The organism is Bradyrhizobium sp. SZCCHNR1051, assembly GCF_032489615.1.
Taxonomy (GTDB): Bacteria; Pseudomonadota; Alphaproteobacteria; order Rhizobiales; family Xanthobacteraceae; genus Bradyrhizobium.
The window spans coordinates 136104-152042 of record NZ_JAUEYJ010000025.1 but is presented as its reverse complement, the minus strand read 5'-3'; the positions used below and the strand labels follow the sequence as shown (position 1 = coordinate 152042).

The window sequence follows — 15939 nt, the reverse complement described above, 5'->3', positions numbered from 1 at the left end:
GGCCGGGCGTTCTCGGCTGCACCTGTGGTACCTGCCGCCTGCATTTTTTCTCGCAGGCGGGCCGCAGGCGTCAGCCGGCGCCTGGCCTTCCCTGCGCCCTCTTCACGAGAGGGTGAAACGATCGGCAAGACTCGGGCGCATTCGCGCCGCGAGACGACGTATTCATGTGCGTGTCACAGTCAACGGATCGAAGCTGCAACGGATGATCGCACGATGGACCGTCACCCATCGCAGGGCCTTGAAAACCATGACTCGATTTTTGCGGACACGCGCGACGTTGCGAGCCCGTCCGAGCTGGAACGCAAATCCGGAGCATGGGCGTCAGGCTGGAGTAGGTGCGTACCCGCGGAGGTTGGCCTACAGACTAGCAACACCGTCACGGCGATCCGCCGCGCGCTCGATGCGTCCATGGTGCGTCGCGGTGAAACCGCGATTGCCCGGAACCAGCTGAATGCAGGCTGAACGGCTGTCGTTCAACTTTCAAATTTTTAAAGCAAAACAGAGGCGGGTTGGGCGATTTTTAGGTTGTTTAAAGCTCCAGTTCCGCACTATTAGCGCAACGATGAGACCGCCAGAGCCGGAATCGTCGACCGATAAAGCGAGCCGATCTGACCAGCCATGGCGTCTGACATGAACCCATCTCCGCAGATGCTCAGCACCAAGCGGCTGCTGATCGGCCTTGCTGCCCTGGCGATGGCCGGCGCGGGCGGCTATGGCTACATGCAGTTCCGGTCGGGAACGGCTGCGAAGGACAATATCGAGCTCTCCAGCCAGTCCAAACGCAACGGCACCAGCTTCACGCCATCGGCGGCGGAATGGTCGACGCTGACGATCGAGCCGGTGTGCGAGAAGATATTTCGTGCCGAGCATATTACCGAGGGCAAGGTTGCCGTCGACGAGGATCGTTCGACACCGGTTTTCTCGCCCTATGCCGGCCGTGTCACCAAGCTGCTCGCCCGTCCCGGCGAAACCGTGCGCCAGGGCCAGCCGCTGTTCGTGATCGAGGCCGCCGACACCGTGCAGGCGCAGAACGATTTCATCGCCGCCATCACCGCGATGAACAAGGCGAAGTCTGCCCTCGACCTCGCCGACATCCAGTACAAGCGCGCCAAGGACCTGTTCGAAGGCCGGGCGATCCCGCTGAAGGATTTCCAGCAGGCGGAGGCGACCTCCGTTCAGGCTCAGAATGACATGCGGTCGTCACAAACGGCGCTGGAGGCCGCGCGCAACAAGCTGCGCATCCTCGGCTTCACCGAGGCCGCGATCACCGATTTCCAGAGCAAGGGCGTGATCGATCGCGAGATCACCATCTACTCGCCGATCGCCGGCACGGTCGTGCAGCGCAAGGTCGGCCCTGGACAATATGTCAATTCCGGTGCGAGCGACCCGGTATTCGTGATCGGTGATCTCTCCACCGTCTGGCTGACGGCCTTCGTCCGCGAGAGCGATGCGGCGCTGGTGAACGTCGGCGAGGAGATTCTCGTCAACGTGCTGGCGCTGCCCGGCCGGCCGCTCAAGGCCAGCATCAACTACGTCGCCGCATCGATCGACCCGGCGACACGGCGGCTCCTGGTCCGCGCCACCATCGACAACAAGGATGGCCTGCTGAAGCCGGAGATGTTCGCCAACGTGACGATCTATTCGCCAGGCGAACAGCCCGCGGTCGCGGTGCCGCGGCAGGCGCTGATCTACGAAGGCAACCAAGTCCGCGTCTGGGTCGCCCGCCCCGACAAGTCGATCGAGCTGCGCAAGATCAAGACCGGTTTGATCAATGGCGATCAGGTCGCGGTCGAAAGCAATCTGAGCGCCGGCGAGCAGATCGTCACCAAGGGCAGCCTGTTCATCGATCGCGCAGCCTCGGGCAGCTGACATGCGCTTCTCCTGCCTGTCTTCCTGAAAGTGCCGATCTGAATGGACCGTCTCGTCGCCATCGCCGTTCAGCGGCGCTTCCTGATGGTCGGAATGTTCGTCGCCGTCCTGATCGGAGGTCTGATCGCATTCCGCCAGCTCAACATCGAGGCCTATCCAGATCCGACCCCGCCGATGGTCGACATCGTGACGCAGAGCCCAGGCCTCTCGGCCGAGGAGATCGAGCGCTACATCACGATCCCGATCGAGACCCAGGTCGCGGGCATCAAGAACCTGCGCAACATCCGCACGATCTCGCTGTATGGCCTGTCCGACGTCAAGCTGCAGTTCTCGTTCGACTACACCTACGATGAAGCCTTGCAGCAGGTGCTGAATCGCCTGTCGCAACTGTCGCCGCTGCCGGGCAACGTCACGCCGCAGATCTCACCGCTCAGCGCGGTCGGCGAAATCTATCGCTATCGCTTGCGCGGTCCGCCGGGCTACAGCGTGCTCGACCTCAAGACCTTGCAGGACTGGGTGCTACAGCGCCGCTTCCGCGCGGTGCCTGGCGTCATCGACGTCACCGGCTGGGGCGGCAAGACCAAGACCTATGAGATCCAGGTCGACTTCAACAAGCTCGTCGCGAACGGCCTGACCCTGCCGCAGCTCTTGCAGGCGGTCGGCAACTCCAACATCAACGTCGGCGGCAACACGGTCGAGATCGGCACGCAGTCGGCGGTCGTGCGCGGTGTCGGCCTGATCCGCTCGATGGACGACCTCGCCAACACCATGGTGTCGCAGAGCGGCGGCAACCCGGTGCTGGTGAAGGACGTCGCCAACGTCACGGTGGCGGAGAAGCCGCGGCTCGGCATCGCCGGCCTGAACAACAATGACGACATCGTCCAGGGCATCGTGCTGATGCGGCGCGGCGAGCAGAGCTCGCCGACGATCGCCCGCGTCGAGCAACTGGTCGATCAGATCAACAATTCGACGATCCTGCCGCCGGGCGTGCGTATCGAGCGCATCTACGACCGCAAGGACCTGATCGACACCACGACCCACACCGTGCTGCACAACATGGTGGTCGGCATCGGCCTGATCGTGCTGCTGCAGTGGATTTTCCTGGGCAATCTGCGCAGCGCGCTGATCGTCGGCGCCACCATTCCGTTCGCGCTGTTCTTTGCCGTCATCATCCTGGTGCTGCGCGGCGAGTCCGCCAACCTGCTGTCGGTCGGTGCAATCGATTTCGGCCTGATCGTCGATGCCACCGTGATCATGGTCGAGGCGATCTTCCGCCGGCTGACGCAGACCACGCCGCTATCGGCAGCCGAGGAGAGCCACATCTCACCGGAAACGATGATGGGCATGAAGAGCCACGCGATCCTGTCAGCCGCGGCGGACGTGTCGCGCTCGATCTTCTTTGCCGCAGCCATCATCATCGCCGCGTTTCTGCCGCTGTTCACGCTCAGCGGCGTCGAGGGCAACATCTTCGGGCCGATGGCGCGCACCTACGCCTATGCGCTCGCCGGCGGTCTGCTCGCGACCTTCACGGTCACGCCCGCGCTCAGTGCGATCATCCTTCCGGCGCATGTCGAGGAGACCGAGACGCGCCTGATGCGACTGCTGCACGCGATCTATTCGCCGGTGCTGCGCTGGGCTGTCGGCAATCGCAACCTGGTGATGACCGGCGCGATCGGCCTCGTATTGCTGACGGTGGTGGTTGGCCGACTGCTGGGCCTGGAATTCCTGCCCAAGCTGGAGGAGGGCAATCTCTGGATCCGTGCGACCCTGCCGCCGACGATCTCGCTGCAGGAAGGTAACGCCTACGTCAACGAGATGCGCAAGATCATCCGCGCGCGGCCCGAGGTCGATGCGGTGGTCTCGCAGCACGGCCGTCCCGACGACGGCACCGATGCCGCGGGCTTCTTCAATGCCGAGTTCTTCGCGCCGCTGAAGCCGGTCAAGGACTGGCCCGGCACCAAGGACAAGGACCAGCTCACTGCGGAGCTGCTGAAGCAGCTCGACGACCGCTTTCCCGGTGTCGAGTTCAACTTCTCGCAATATCTGCAGGACAACGTCTCGGAAGCCGTCTCCGGCGTGAAGGGCGAGAACTCGATCAAGCTCTACGGCAATGATCTGCAGGCGCTGACGGACACCGCCAACAAGATCAAGCAGGTCCTGTCCACCGTGCAGGGCGTCACCGACCTTGCGGTGTTCACCTCGCTCGGACAGCCGACGGTCCAGATCGACATCGACCGCGCCAAGGCTGCACGCTATGGGCTGGCGCCCGGCGACATCAACGCCACCATCAAGGTCGCGATCGGCGGTGACACTGCGGGAGATCTCTACGAGCCGGGCAGCGACCGGCATTTCCCGATCATCGTCCGTCTGGCGCCGGAATATCGCAAGAGTGCGGAGGCGATCGAGAATTTGCGCATCGGCGCGCAGGGGCCGAACGGCATCACCCAGATTCCGCTGAGCGAGGTCGCGACCATCAAGCTGGTCTCGGGCGCGGCCTATATCTATCGCGAGCAGCAGGAGCGCTATCTGCCGATCAAGTTCTCGGTGCGCGAGCGCGATCTCGGCAGTGCGATCCAGGAGGCGCAGCAGAAGGTCGCCGAGCAGGTGCAGTTGCCGCCGGGCTCACGCGTCGAGTGGGTCGGCGAGTTCGGCAATCTGCAGGACGCAATCAAACGGTTGTCGATCGTGGTGCCGATCAGCCTCGCTCTGATCGGCGTGCTCTTGTGGTTCAATTTCGGCTCGATGGTCGACACGCTGCTGGCGATGAGCGTGATCCCGATGGCGATCTTCGGCGGCGTCGTCGGCCTCGTGTTGTCGGGCATTCCGTTCAGCGTGTCGGCCGCGATCGGCTTCATCGCGCTGTTCGGGATCGCCGTGATGGACGGCATCATCATCCTGTCGCAGTTCAACCAGCTGATCGACGAGGGCGTCGACCGCATCGAGGCGGTCATCCGCACCGGCGAATTGCAGCTTCGGCCGGTGCTGATGACCTGCGTCGTCGCCGGCATCGGCCTGATGCCGGCCGCGGTGTCGACCGGCATCGGCTCGCAGGTGCAGAAGCCGCTCGCGATCGTCGTGGTCACCGGCATGATGCTGGCGCCGGTGGTCATCCTCATCACGCTGCCGGTCCTGATCTCGCTGTTCTCGCGGCGACGGATCCGCTAGATGCGCATGTGCTCGTCGATGCGCGCGGCGGAGTCACGATCGACTGCGGCGGCATCGACGATCTCGCCGCGCTTGAACACGAGGTATCTGTCGCTGATCGAAAGCGCGAACGGCAGATGCTGCTCGACCACGATCATGGAGGTGCCGATCTCGCGCCGGACCCGCACCAGCACCTCGGACAGCCGGTCGACGACGGACGGCTGCAGACCTTCCGTGACCTCGTCGAGCAGCAGCACGTCGGGCTTCGCCATCAGCGCGCGCGCCACGATCAGCATCTTCTGCTCGCCGCCGGACAGCGTGCCGGCCCGCTGGCTCAGCCGCTTGGTCAGCACCGGAAACCAGCCGCCGACCTGCTCGAAACGCGCGGTCATGTCATCGTCCGTGAGCACCCCAAGTCTGAGATTGTCGCGCACCGACAGGTCCTGGAACAGCGCATGTTCCTGGGGAACATAGACCAGCCCCATCTTCCGCTTCAGATGCGGCGCCACCCGCGTCACGTCCTTGCCTGCAAGTTTCACTCGGCCGCGCCAGGCCGGCAGGAAGCCGACGATGGCCTTGAGCAGCGAGGTCTTGCCCATGCCGTTCTTGCCGACGATGGCAAGCGTCTCGGCCTTTGCCAGTGCAAAGCCGACATTGCTGATGACCTCCGACGAGCCATAGCCGCTCGCCAGCTCGGTGACTTCCAGCGTCGCGCTCATGCCGTGGCCTCCGCATGCGGCGCGTGCTGGCCGGTATATATCTCGCGTACCAGCTCGCTGTTCACGACCTCGTCGACCGAGCCGTCGAGCGCGAGCCGGCCCTGGTGCAGTACGATGATTCGCGAGGAGATCTCGCGGACGAAATCGAGATCGTGCTCGACCAGGAGTATGCAGAGCCGGTCGCGACGGGCAAGGGCGGTGAGGATATCGGCGAAGCTCTGGCGCTCTGCGCGCGTCAGTCCGGCGGTTGGCTCATCCAGCAGCAGCACGTCGGGCTCGAGCGACAGCACCATCGCGAGCTCGAGCGCCTGCTTCAGGCCATGGCTGAGATTGCGGGCCTCCTCGTCGAGGCGCTCGCTGAGCCCGGAGCGTTCGACGACCGACATGGCGGCAGGCGGCAGCACCAGCGTCACCGCGCGCGACGTCAGCGCAGGAGGATCAGCGTGTGTCCGCGCGACGCGCAGGCACTCTGCGACGGTCAGCGTCTCGAACACCGAAGCCGTCTGGAACTTGCGCCCGAGACCAAAACGGACGACGCGATCCGGCGGCAGCCGTACGATGTCATGGCCGGCGATCGCGACGTCGCCGGTCGAGCGCTCGCGGCCGTCGGAGAGGCAACGGATCAAGGTGGTCTTGCCGGCCCCGTTGGGACCGACGAGGCTCAGCAATTCGCCGCGATATGCCGTGAACTGCACGCCGTCCAGCACTGCGAGACTGCCATAATGCTTGCCGAGCGCGCGAACTTCGATTGCAACGGCGTCCGGATTGCTGACCGCCGTGGCGGCGGCGGCCGGGCGCAGCGTCGTCGCAGTGCTCCGTCCCGAACCACCGCGCTTGAACAGGCGCATCACAGCGCCAAGCAGGCCGTCCGGGAAGACAAGGATCACGATGATCAGCGCAAGCCCGACGATCAGCTCCCACACATAGGGGAGGCTATTGGCAAGGTAGGCGCTCGCCACCTCGATGCAAAGCGCGCCGATCACCGGACCGATCACGGTGCCGCGGCCGCCGAGCGCGACCATGATCACGAGGTTGGTTCCGAAGGCGAAGCTCGCGTTCTCGGGCGCGGCGACGCCGCCGAATCCGGCATAGAAGAAGCCGGCCAGCGCGGAGACGATCGCGGACAGCACGAGCACGATGATGCGCAGCCGCGAGGTGTCGATGCCGAGATAGGTGCAGCGCGCGTCGTTGTCGCGCAGCGCTGCAAGCAGGCGCCCGGTGTCGCTGCGCATCAGGATGAGCGCCAGCACGGCCGAGGCAAGCAGCCCGAGGCCGGCGAGGCGCAGCCAGGTCTCGATCTCCAGATCGAAGCTCTCGAAGCCGACGAGGCCGCTGGACGAGCCGGTGAAGGTGCCGCCGGAATAGAGGATCTGCACCAGCACGATCGGCACCACCAGAGAGATCACCGAGGCGTAGAGCGGTGTGGAGCCGGGATAGAACGACAGCCAGCCAGTGAAAGCTGCGACAGCTGCAGCGATCGTCACCGCGGCGGCGATCGCGGCACAGACCTGCCAGGGGCCGAAGCCATATTCGGTGAACATGATCGCGAGCGCGTAGGCGCCGATGCCGAAGAACGCGGACTGGCCGAAGGTCAGCGTACCGCAATAACCCCACATGATGTCGACGGTAATGGCGGCGATGGCGACGAAGCAGGCACGCACCAGGATGTTCACGAGGTAGGTATCGAGCAGCAGCGGCGCGATGACGATCACGCCGGCCGCGATGGCCACGAGCACCACCGGGACGATCATGCGCGGCATCGCACGGCTCATTGCGGGCGTCTCGGGCGAGGCGAGGGGGCGCGCATCAGGCACGGGCAAAACCCTCCGGCCGGATCCGCAGCACGATGGCGGCGCAGATCGCAATGGTAAGGCCGCCGAGGATCGGATTGACAAAGGTGGAGACCAAGACCTGCAACGTCCCGAGCACGGCGCAGGAGCCGGCGAGCGCAAGCAGCGAGCCGCCGGACACCATGACCAGCATGAACGCGCCGATCAGCCATGGGACGCCCATGTTCGGATCGACGCTGGAGAGCGGTGTGATCAGGGCGCCGGAGAGCGCCGCAAGCCCGCTGCCGAGCGCAAAGGTGATGAGTCTGACCCGCGAGGAATCGACGCCGAGGCCCTGCGCCAGCATTTCGTTCATGATCACGGCCTTGGTCGACAGGCCGAGCCGCGTCCCGTTGAGCAGGGCGGTGAACAGCAGGCCGACAATGATGGCCGCGACGATCATCACCAGCCGGTAGGCCGAATAGTCCGCCCCGAACAGATGGATCGTGCCTGAGATTGGCGCCTGCACGAACTGGACCTCGCGGCCGAACATCAACGTAATGAGCTGTCCGAGAACGATTCCGAGTCCCCAGGTGGCGAGGATCGCATCGAGCGGGCGCTTGTAGAGACGCCGCACGATCACGACCTCGGTGACCCCGCCGCAGACGGCGCCGGCAGCAAAGGCAAACGGCAAGATCAGGAACCAGGGCAGGTTCAACTGCGTGCCGACCAGCGCGGCATAGGCGCCGACGGTCAGAAAGGCGGCATGGGCGAAATTGATGATCTTCATGACGCCGAACACGATCAGCAGGCCGGCGGCAATGATGAAGAGCATGGCGGCCGTCGTGACGGCATCAAGGGCGACGGTCAGCATGGACATTTCCAGTCGAGAGGTTGCGAGGCGGACGCGCGTCCGCCCCGCGGAAGCATACGCGATCAGGACTTGCCCGGGCACTGCGCGCCGGGATCGACGTTCTGGAAGCTCTGGATCACCTTCACGCTGCCGTCGGCCTGGACCTGGCCGAGATACATCGTCAGCGGCGCATGGCGCTGCTTGTCCATCTTGATCGTGCCGCGCGGGCCGTCGACCGAGACCTCGGCCAACGCCTTCAGGACCTTGTCCTGGTCGGTGCTGCCGGCCTTCTCGACCGCCGCCTTGTAGGCGTAGACCGCCTCATATTCCGGGACCGAGAGATCGTTCGGCGTCTTGAGCTCGGCACCGAACTTCTTGGCCATCGCCGCCAGGAACGTCTTGTTGGCGGGCGTGTCGATGCCGGTCACGTAGGAGGCGGAGAGGAAGATGCCGGCGGCATCAGCGCCCATGCCCTTGGCGGTGCCCTCGTCGACGGCGAGGTTGCCGTAAGGCAGGTTCACGCCGGCGGCGCGCAACTGCTTCGTCAGGGTCACGTTCGGTGCGCCGCCCGCGGTCGAGGTGATCAGCGCGTCCGCACCCGATGCCTTGAGCTTGGAGATGATCGACGTCCAGTCGGAGCCATCCATCGGCAGATATTCCTCGCCGACCACCTTGCCGCCGGTCTTCTCGATGTAGCTCTTGGTGAAGCCGAGCATGCCGCGGCCGAAGGCGTAGTCGGAGCCGATCAGGAAGTAGTTCTTCGCCTTCTTCTCCTTGTTGAAGTAGTCGACGATCGGCGGCACCTGCTGGTCCGGCACCCAGGCGTTGACATACAGATAGGGGCTGCAGGACTTGCCCTCGTAGAACGAGGTGTAGATGTAGGGCGTCTTGCCGCGGGCGACGATCGGCAGGCCGGCATTGCGGGCCGCGCTGGTCTCCATCGAGATCAGCACGTTGACCTTCTTCTGGAAGATCAGTGCGTCGAATGCCTTCTGCGCGCCGGCGGCGCCCGAGGCGTCATCGGCGACCTCGAGCGCGAGCTTGCGGCCGAGCACGCCGCCCTTGGCGTTGATCTCCTCAACTGCGAGCTCGGCCGACTGCACCACCGAGGGAGCGACGACGGAGTTGGCGCCGGACAGGCCGACGGGGACGCCGATCTTGATCGGATCGGCGGCCAAAGCAGGGGAGAGTGCCGTCGCCGCAAGGGCGAGCGCCAGCGAGGTGGTGATCAAACGCGACGTCATCGATTGTCCTCCGTGAATGGTCGAAAGCTGAAAAGTCGTTGTGAAGCAGTCAGTACCAACCCCGTTTGACCTCGCTGCCGAGCATCTCGTCATAGACGTCGGAGCGGCGGTCGCGCAGGACCTGGTTGAAGGCGTTCCAGTTGCGGGCGCGGCGGGCCTCGCCGAGCGCGACGTCGGCAATCACGATCTCCTCCTTATCGCGGCTCGCGGGGCCGGCGACGGGCCAGCCGGTGTAGCTGACGATCAGGCTCTGGCCCTCGAACGGCTGGCCGCGCTCGACACCGACGCGGTCAGCGCAGGCGATGAAGATCGAGTTGGAATGCGCCGCCGCCATCGCCAGAATGTTGGCCATGGCCTCGCGGCCCGGCGCCTGGCCGGGGATCGGAACCCAGTTGGTCGGCACGCAGACGATATCGGCGCCCTGCAGCGCGTTGAGGCGATAGCTCTCCGGGAACCAGCCATCGTAGCAGATCGCCATGCCGATGCGGCCGATCTCGGTGTGGTAGACGGGGAAGCCGAGATTGCCGGGCTCGAAATACAGGTTCTCCTCGTTCCACAGGTGTACCTTGCGGAACGTGCCGATGTAGCCCTTCGGCCCGATCAGCACCGCGCTGTTGTAGAGCTTTGCGCCGTCGCGCTCGCAGATCCCGGCCACGAGATGCAGGCCGTGCTCGGCCGCGATCTCGCTCCAGGCCGTCACGGCGGGACCGCCAGGAATGGTCTCGGAGGCAGCGAAGGCCTCTTCGCGCGAATTGAACACGTAGCCTGAGGAGGCGAGCTCGGGCAGCACCACGAGGTTGGCGCCTTGCGCCACCGCCTGTTGGATCAGATCGAGGCTGTGGGCGAGGTTGGTTGCCAACTCGCCGACCATCGGCTGCATCTGGATGCAGGCGATCCGCACTTTGCTGTCGTCATCCGTCGTCAAGGCACGAGTCTCCGTTGCGTTCGCGAGGTCCGCGCGCGCCAAACAAAAAGCCCCCGACTGCGCCTTGCGGCGCAATGCGAGGGCTGCATAGCCTGATGTGAAATGGCCGACCGGCCATTGGCGGACATCCGATGTCCGCGATGGCCTCAAGTAATTCCCATGCTTGATACGAAGTCAACGCCATCGGCTGCAAAAATTTCGGGCCGCGGCTGCCCAACGCATGAGCGCGGAAACACCCGCTCAGCGCGAGGCCGGCGCATCCAGCACCCCCAGTCCTCCGAGCGTCTCCTGTGCATTGATGATGGAGATTGCGATGTCGGCCATCGCGACGCGCTTCTGCGTCGCCTGCGCGCGGATCAGCTCGTAAGCCTCGACCTCGCCGACCTGCTTCAGCCCCATCAGGATCTTCACCGCCTTGTCGACGTCGCGCCGCGCCTTCAAGGTCTCCTCGAGCTTCTGTACCTTGCCCTCGAGGCGGCGCGTGTAGCCGCGCAGCGAGCGCGCCAGCACCAGCGACGACAAAATGCCGAACGAGCGGATCGGCTTGTTGACGACGCCATGTGCATTGCTGTCGAGCAGTCGCTTCAGGATGGTCGGGTTCTCGTAGTCGACGATGGCGATGAAGGTGAGGGGATGATCGCTGGTGCCTTCCGGAAAGATCATCTCCTCCGAGGTCTCGATCAGCTGGAACACCGTGTCGATGTCGTGCGGGATCGCGGCCGGCGGCGGCCATACGCCGCGCACGTTGCAGCCGATGCGCTTGAGCTGGTCGATCAGCGCGTCCCCCTCGGCGTCGCGCGGATGGATCACCAGCACGCGGGCGCCGCGCAGTTCCTCGATGAGGCGGCGCACGCCGGGCTTCATGCGGTCATCCGGCCTCATGCCGACAGCGCCTCTTCGCTCAGCCAGCGGCCGCCGATCGGCGACACCGAAAGATAGGGATCGGGCTTGATCGGGCTCTTGCTCTCCCAGACGATGTCGAACTGGCCGTCGGCGCGGACGCGTCCGATCCGCGGCGTCACCCAGACATGGTTATTGTCGGGATCGATCCGGATCGGTCCTTCCGGCGCATCGAGGCTGAGGCCGAGCGCAGCTTCCACCAGCTTCTGGGTGTCGAGGCTGCCCGCCTGCGCCAGCGCCAGCGCGAACAGCTTGATCTGCGCATAGGCCGAGGCGCTCCACATGCTGACCGGCTTGTCGGGGCCGAAGGCGGCGGCGAACGCCGCCTTGAAGCGGTCGTTGCTGTCGCGCGCGAGCGTACCGAAATAGCTCGCCGCGGTGAGGTGACCCGCGCAGTATTCGGCGCCGATGGCGCGGACCTCGCCTTCAGCCATTGTGAGACTGGCGATGGGCAGCCGCTTCGGATCGAAGCCCGCCTGCGCATACATCCGGTAGAAGCGCTGCGCGGTACGGCCGACGATGGTCGAGAACACCACGTCGGGCGCGGCGTTCCTGATGGCGTCGAGCCCGCGTGCGAGTTCGGCGTCTCCAGCCTCCATCGTCACATATTGCTCGCCGACGACGCGGCCGGCATAGGACTCGACGAGGTCGCGCATGATGCGGTTGGATTCGCGCGGATAGATGTAGTCCGATCCGATCAGATAGACGCGCGGGCCGTGCTTGCGCACGATGTATTCGGCGAGCTGGAACGCGTTCTGGTTCGGCGCCGGTCCCGTGTAGATCACGTTCGGCGAATATTCAAAACCCTCGTAGAGCGACGGGTACCAGAGGAGGCCGTTGCGGCGTTCAATCGCCGGCAGCACCGCCTTGCGCTCGGCCGAGGTCGAGCAGCCGAAGATCACGGAAGCGCCGTCCTCGGTGAGCAGGCGGTCGGCGAGCTTGCGGAACGTTTCCGGCTGCGAGCCTGGATCATAGGCGATGACCTCGATCTCGCGGCCGAGCACGCCGCCGTCCCGGTTGATCTCCTGGATCGCCAGCGCGGTGCCGAAGAAGTGCTCGGACTCCGTGACCTCCATCAGGCCGCTGCGCGAGAACAGCACGCCGACGCGCCAGACATCCTTGTCGGATGATTTTGCGGCCGGTCTCGTCGTCATCATCATGCCTCCAGGTCAACGGGCCGGTCGGGCCGGCTCGGAAGCGCGGACTATTGCGGCTCGCCGTGCGGTTGGCAACCGGGGGCGGGGCCGCAGGCGGGGATCCTGATCAGGCAAGCCGCAGCATCGCCGCGACGCCAGGGCGTCCGGATCATGCGGCTGGCGGGCCCTCGTGAACCGATGAGGGCGCAGGGAATGCCGGGCGCTGGCCGCACCCATGGCCCGCCTGCAGAAAAAAAGCAGGCGGCAGTCACCACAGGTCAGCCGAGACATCCCGGCATTCCCTGCGCGGAGGTTTTAACGCTTATACGCGATCTCCCCGGGGACCGGCTTGATTGACCCCGTCGATCGCAGAGCTCATCAGGACTCCGCAACCTCCAGCCTCAGCACCGGGAGGCCAGGACCACGCGATTTCACGTCCGCAAGGCCATCGTTCGTCCGCACACATGATGCGCGCCGATGCCCTCGGGTCCACCGCATTGCCGGTCCAACGTCTCGTGACGACGCGTACGCCCCTCATCCGGACCGGAACGCGGACCTTATACGCCTGATTTGCTGATTTTCAGAAGCGCTTTATTTTTCGAGCAGGCTCTTGAAATCGGCGTTGTTGCTGGAACGGCAGACAAATTCGGCGTTCTGGAGCATGTTTTCGCCGGCAATGTCGCGTCGTGGCAGGGGCCAAAGTCGAATTCGAACGTTGACCATTTCGCGACCAAGCGGCAAACCGTCCGCCGTGGAGGAAGGAACGGTCCAACTCATGGTCCCGGTCCGCTAGGAAAGCCAGATGCGTAGCCTCGAAGACCGAGCCCTGCTTCTCTTGCTCGTCGCGATATCGCTGATGTTCGGGTGGATCCTGCTGCCGTTCTACGGCGCGGTTCTGTGGGGCGTCATCGGCGTCATCGTCTTCGTTCCGCTGCACCGTTGGTTGGCGCGGTCGATGCACGGCCGACACGGCCTGGCGGCGGCCGTCGTGGTGTTGATCTTCGTCGTGATCGTCATCCTTCCGCTGTCGCTGATCGGGGCGTCGCTGGCGCAGGAGGCCTCCGGAGTCTACAAACAGATGCAGTCCGGTCAGCTCGACATTGGACAGTACTTCCAGAAGATGCTGGCCGCGCTTCCGACATGGGTGGTCGATCTGCTCAATCGCTTCGGACTCGGCAGCCTCGCCGGAATGAAGGGCAAGCTGTCGGCCGTCCTGCTGAAGGGCAGCGAGGTCATTGCGAGCCAGGCGCTCGTGATCGGACAGGGTACGTTCGAAGTCTTCGTCAATCTGTTCATCATGGTCTATCTGCTGTTCTTCCTGCTGCGTGACGAAGAGACGCTATCGGAGCGCATCAAGAGCGCCATTCCGCTGCGCCCGGAGCAACGCGATGCGCTGCTGCGGAAGTTCACCGTGGTCATCCGCGCGACGGTGAAGGGCAGTCTGCTCGTCGCTCTGGCGCAAGGCGCGCTGGGCGGCCTGATGTTCTGGTTCCTCGGCATCAACGCGCCCCTGCTGTGGGCAGTCGTGATGGCCTTCCTGTCCTTGCTTCCGGCAGTGGGAGCGGGCCTCGTCTGGTTTCCGGTCGCGCTCTATCTTCTTGCCATCGGATCGATCTGGCAGGGTGTGGTCCTGATCGCCTATGGCGCCCTCGTCATCGGTCTCGTCGACAATGTCCTGCGTCCGATCCTGGTCGGACAGGACACCAAGATGCCCGACTATGTGGTGCTGATTTCGACATTGGGCGGGATCGAGGCATTCGGCCTCAACGGGTTCGTCATCGGGCCGGTGATCGCGGCAATGTTCATCGCGATCTGGGACATCTTCTCGACCTCGCGCTGTGAGAGGGCCTTGGCGCCGGATGCCACGCGCGGGACGGGATGAGGGGAACGCGGTGCACAATGTGGAGCGCGCATTTCATCGGGCGGATTAACGGATCGTAACCCGTCCTCTCCTAGCCATGAGGCGTTCGACGGGTTAAGTTCATTGATCCGCCGCATGCGCTCTTTACCCGTCTCCTGACGGGCGTCCACGTCCCAGACTTTCTCTTCCAGAGCGGTTCGTTGTCAGGCGCACGATGAACCATTTGGCTTCGACGGCGGTTAAACCGACGATAGCTCGTGATTTCGAACTCCTGCAGCCTGTTCGGCGGTCCGCAGGGGTCCATTTGGCCGCGGTCTCGCCATGCGCGATCGCCAAGAACACAAGGTGGAGACGACATTGCAGTTCGATCAGCCAGTCGCGATGGCGATTGTGCCGCCCAAGGACCGCGCCACGCTGCGCGCCGGCGATAACGAGGGCCGCGCCGCGGCCGATGCCCGCTACTGGATGCAGATTCTCAGCAGCTACCGCACGCCAAACCGCCTGCGCAGCGTGACCGAGCTGGTGATCACCGCCGTGCCGCTGGTGGCCCTGTGGACGGCCGCCTGGTTCGCGTTCTCGCTCGGCCATGCCTGGGCTTCGTTGCTCATCGCGATCCCCGCCGGCGGTTTCCTGGTGCGTCTGTTCATGATCCAGCACGATTGCGGCCATGGCACCTTCTTCGCCGGGCGTCAGGCGAACGACTGGGTCGGCCGTGTCCTCGGTGTGCTGACCCTGACGCCCTACGACTGGTGGCGGCGCACCCATGCGATCCACCACGCCACCAGCGGCAACCTCGATCGGCGCGGAATCGGCGACATCGATACGTTGACCGTGCGGGAATATCAGGCGCGGTCGGCCTGGGCGCGGCTGCGCTACCGGCTGTACCGCCACCCGCTGGTCATGTTCGTGGCAGGGCCTGCGTATTTGTTCTTCCTGCAGCACCGTCTGCCGTTCGGTCTCATGCGGGCCGGCTGGTCGCCCTGGATCAGCACGATGGCCACCAATTTCGGCATTGCCTTGGTGGTTGCCGGGCTGATGTGGCTCATCGGCATCCAGGCGTTCCTGGTCGTGCATCTCCCGATCATGCTGCTCGCCGCCATGGCCGGGGTGTGGCTGTTCTATGTCCAGCATCAGTTCGAGCACACCGTCTGGGAGCGGGACGAGCGCTGGACGATGCAGCAGGCCGCGCTCTACGGCAGCTCACACTACGACCTGCCGGGATGGCTGCACTGGCTGACCGCCAATATCGGCATCCACCACGTCCACCATCTCTCGAGCCGGATTCCCTATTACCGGCTGCCGGTCGTGCTGCGCGATCATCCCGAGCTGCGCGAGATCGGCCGCATCACGCTGCCGGAGAGCCTGCGCTGCGTCCGGCTGGTGCTGTGGGACGAGTCGCAGCGCCGGCTGGTGTCGTTCCGCGAAGCCAGGATGGCGAGGCGCTAAAGCCCCGGGAATCGTAGGGTGGGCAAAGCGACGCCGTCAGGCGGCGCGTGCCCACCAACGGCGCCGGTGCGTG

The 15939-nt window shown here is 64.8% G+C and carries 12 protein-coding genes and 1 pseudogene; 5 read left to right on the top strand and 8 right to left on the bottom strand.

Annotated features, from left to right (window positions below):
• The 3 genes and pseudogenes from QW868_RS27860 to QW868_RS27850 form a co-directional block, all read left to right on the top strand.
• Positions 1–462, top strand: a pseudogene (locus QW868_RS27860) (hypothetical protein); the annotation flags it as partial.
• 168 nt (positions 463–630) lie between these two features.
• Complete coding sequence (locus QW868_RS27855; RefSeq protein WP_409998885.1) at positions 631–1869, top strand: efflux RND transporter periplasmic adaptor subunit; 1239 nt, start codon at positions 631–633, stop codon at positions 1867–1869.
• A gap of 42 nt (positions 1870–1911) precedes the next feature.
• Positions 1912–5034: a CusA/CzcA family heavy metal efflux RND transporter gene (locus QW868_RS27850; RefSeq protein WP_316232020.1), complete on the top strand. Its 3123-nt coding sequence runs from the start codon at positions 1912–1914 to the stop codon at positions 5032–5034.
• On the opposite strand, the gene QW868_RS27845 is transcribed toward QW868_RS27850, so the two are convergent.
• The 8 genes from QW868_RS27845 to QW868_RS27810 all read right to left on the bottom strand — a co-directional run bounded on the left by QW868_RS27845 (position 5031) and on the right by QW868_RS27810 (position 13336).
• Positions 5031–5732, bottom strand: coding sequence for an ABC transporter ATP-binding protein (locus QW868_RS27845; RefSeq protein ID WP_315737322.1), 702 nt, complete (start codon positions 5730–5732; stop codon positions 5031–5033). The two genes, QW868_RS27850 and QW868_RS27845, sit on opposite strands and share 4 nt — an antisense overlap.
• On the bottom strand, positions 5729–7504 hold the full coding sequence (locus tag QW868_RS27840) for a branched-chain amino acid ABC transporter ATP-binding protein/permease (protein WP_316232019.1): 1776 nt from the start codon (positions 7502–7504) through the stop codon (positions 5729–5731). Before QW868_RS27840 ends, QW868_RS27845 begins: the two co-directional genes overlap by 4 nt.
• 34 nt (positions 7505–7538) lie before the next feature.
• The gene (locus tag QW868_RS27835) at positions 7539–8375 is read right to left on the bottom strand and encodes a branched-chain amino acid ABC transporter permease (protein WP_316232018.1); all 837 of its coding nucleotides are present in this window, start codon (positions 8373–8375) and stop codon (positions 7539–7541) included.
• A gap of 62 nt (positions 8376–8437) precedes the next feature.
• Positions 8438–9598 carry a substrate-binding protein gene (locus tag QW868_RS27830; RefSeq protein ID WP_315772551.1) on the bottom strand — a complete coding sequence of 387 codons (1161 nt, stop codon included), beginning with the start codon at positions 9596–9598 and terminating at the stop codon, positions 8438–8440.
• 49 nt (positions 9599–9647) lie between these two features.
• Positions 9648–10523, bottom strand: a complete 876-nt coding sequence (locus QW868_RS27825; RefSeq protein ID WP_316232017.1) for a nitrilase family protein — start codon at positions 10521–10523, stop codon at positions 9648–9650.
• Positions 10524–10763: 240 nt separating this feature from the next.
• A complete protein-coding gene (locus tag QW868_RS27820; protein WP_315737327.1) occupies positions 10764–11387 on the bottom strand; it encodes an ANTAR domain-containing response regulator in 624 nt (207 codons plus the stop codon).
• Between the two features lie 14 nt (positions 11388–11401).
• On the bottom strand, positions 11402–12577 hold the full coding sequence (locus QW868_RS27815; RefSeq protein ID WP_316158392.1) for a transporter substrate-binding domain-containing protein: 1176 nt from the start codon (positions 12575–12577) through the stop codon (positions 11402–11404).
• A 573-nt stretch (positions 12578–13150) separates the two neighbouring features.
• Complete coding sequence (locus QW868_RS27810; protein WP_315737329.1) at positions 13151–13336, bottom strand: hypothetical protein; 186 nt, start codon at positions 13334–13336, stop codon at positions 13151–13153.
• Between the two features lie 25 nt (positions 13337–13361).
• Here QW868_RS27810 and QW868_RS27805 point away from each other — a divergent pair, with 25 nt between their 5' ends.
• Together QW868_RS27805 and QW868_RS27800 are read left to right on the top strand one after the other, a co-directional pair.
• The gene (locus QW868_RS27805; RefSeq protein ID WP_315737330.1) at positions 13362–14441 is read left to right on the top strand and encodes an AI-2E family transporter; all 1080 of its coding nucleotides are present in this window, start codon (positions 13362–13364) and stop codon (positions 14439–14441) included.
• Between the two features lie 300 nt (positions 14442–14741).
• Positions 14742–15866, top strand: a complete 1125-nt coding sequence (locus QW868_RS27800) for a fatty acid desaturase (RefSeq protein ID WP_315737331.1) — start codon at positions 14742–14744, stop codon at positions 15864–15866.
• The last annotated feature ends 73 nt before the right edge of the window (positions 15867–15939 follow it).

Bases quoted from the DNA above. Each gene is read 5' to 3' on its own strand.
- QW868_RS27855 (WP_409998885.1), top strand. From the start codon at position 631: ATGAACCCATCTCCGCAGATGCTCAGCACCAAGCGGCTGCTGATCGGC.
- QW868_RS27850 (WP_316232020.1), top strand. From the start codon at position 1,912: ATGGACCGTCTCGTCGCCATCGCCGTTCAGCGGCGCTTCCTGATGGTC.
- QW868_RS27845 (WP_315737322.1), bottom strand. From the start codon at position 5,732: ATGAGCGCGACGCTGGAAGTCACCGAGCTGGCGAGCGGCTATGGCTCG.
- QW868_RS27840 (WP_316232019.1), bottom strand. From the start codon at position 7,504: ATGAGCCGTGCGATGCCGCGCATGATCGTCCCGGTGGTGCTCGTGGCC.
- QW868_RS27835 (WP_316232018.1), bottom strand. From the start codon at position 8,375: ATGCTGACCGTCGCCCTTGATGCCGTCACGACGGCCGCCATGCTCTTC.
- QW868_RS27830 (WP_315772551.1), bottom strand. From the start codon at position 9,598: ATGACGTCGCGTTTGATCACCACCTCGCTGGCGCTCGCCCTTGCGGCG.
- QW868_RS27820 (WP_315737327.1), bottom strand. From the start codon at position 11,387: ATGAAGCCCGGCGTGCGCCGCCTCATCGAGGAACTGCGCGGCGCCCGC.
- QW868_RS27815 (WP_316158392.1), bottom strand. From the start codon at position 12,577: ATGACGACGAGACCGGCCGCAAAATCATCCGACAAGGATGTCTGGCGC.
- QW868_RS27810 (WP_315737329.1), bottom strand. From the start codon at position 13,336: ATGAGTTGGACCGTTCCTTCCTCCACGGCGGACGGTTTGCCGCTTGGT.
- QW868_RS27805 (WP_315737330.1), top strand. From the start codon at position 13,362: ATGCGTAGCCTCGAAGACCGAGCCCTGCTTCTCTTGCTCGTCGCGATA.
- QW868_RS27800 (WP_315737331.1), top strand. From the start codon at position 14,742: ATGCGCGATCGCCAAGAACACAAGGTGGAGACGACATTGCAGTTCGAT.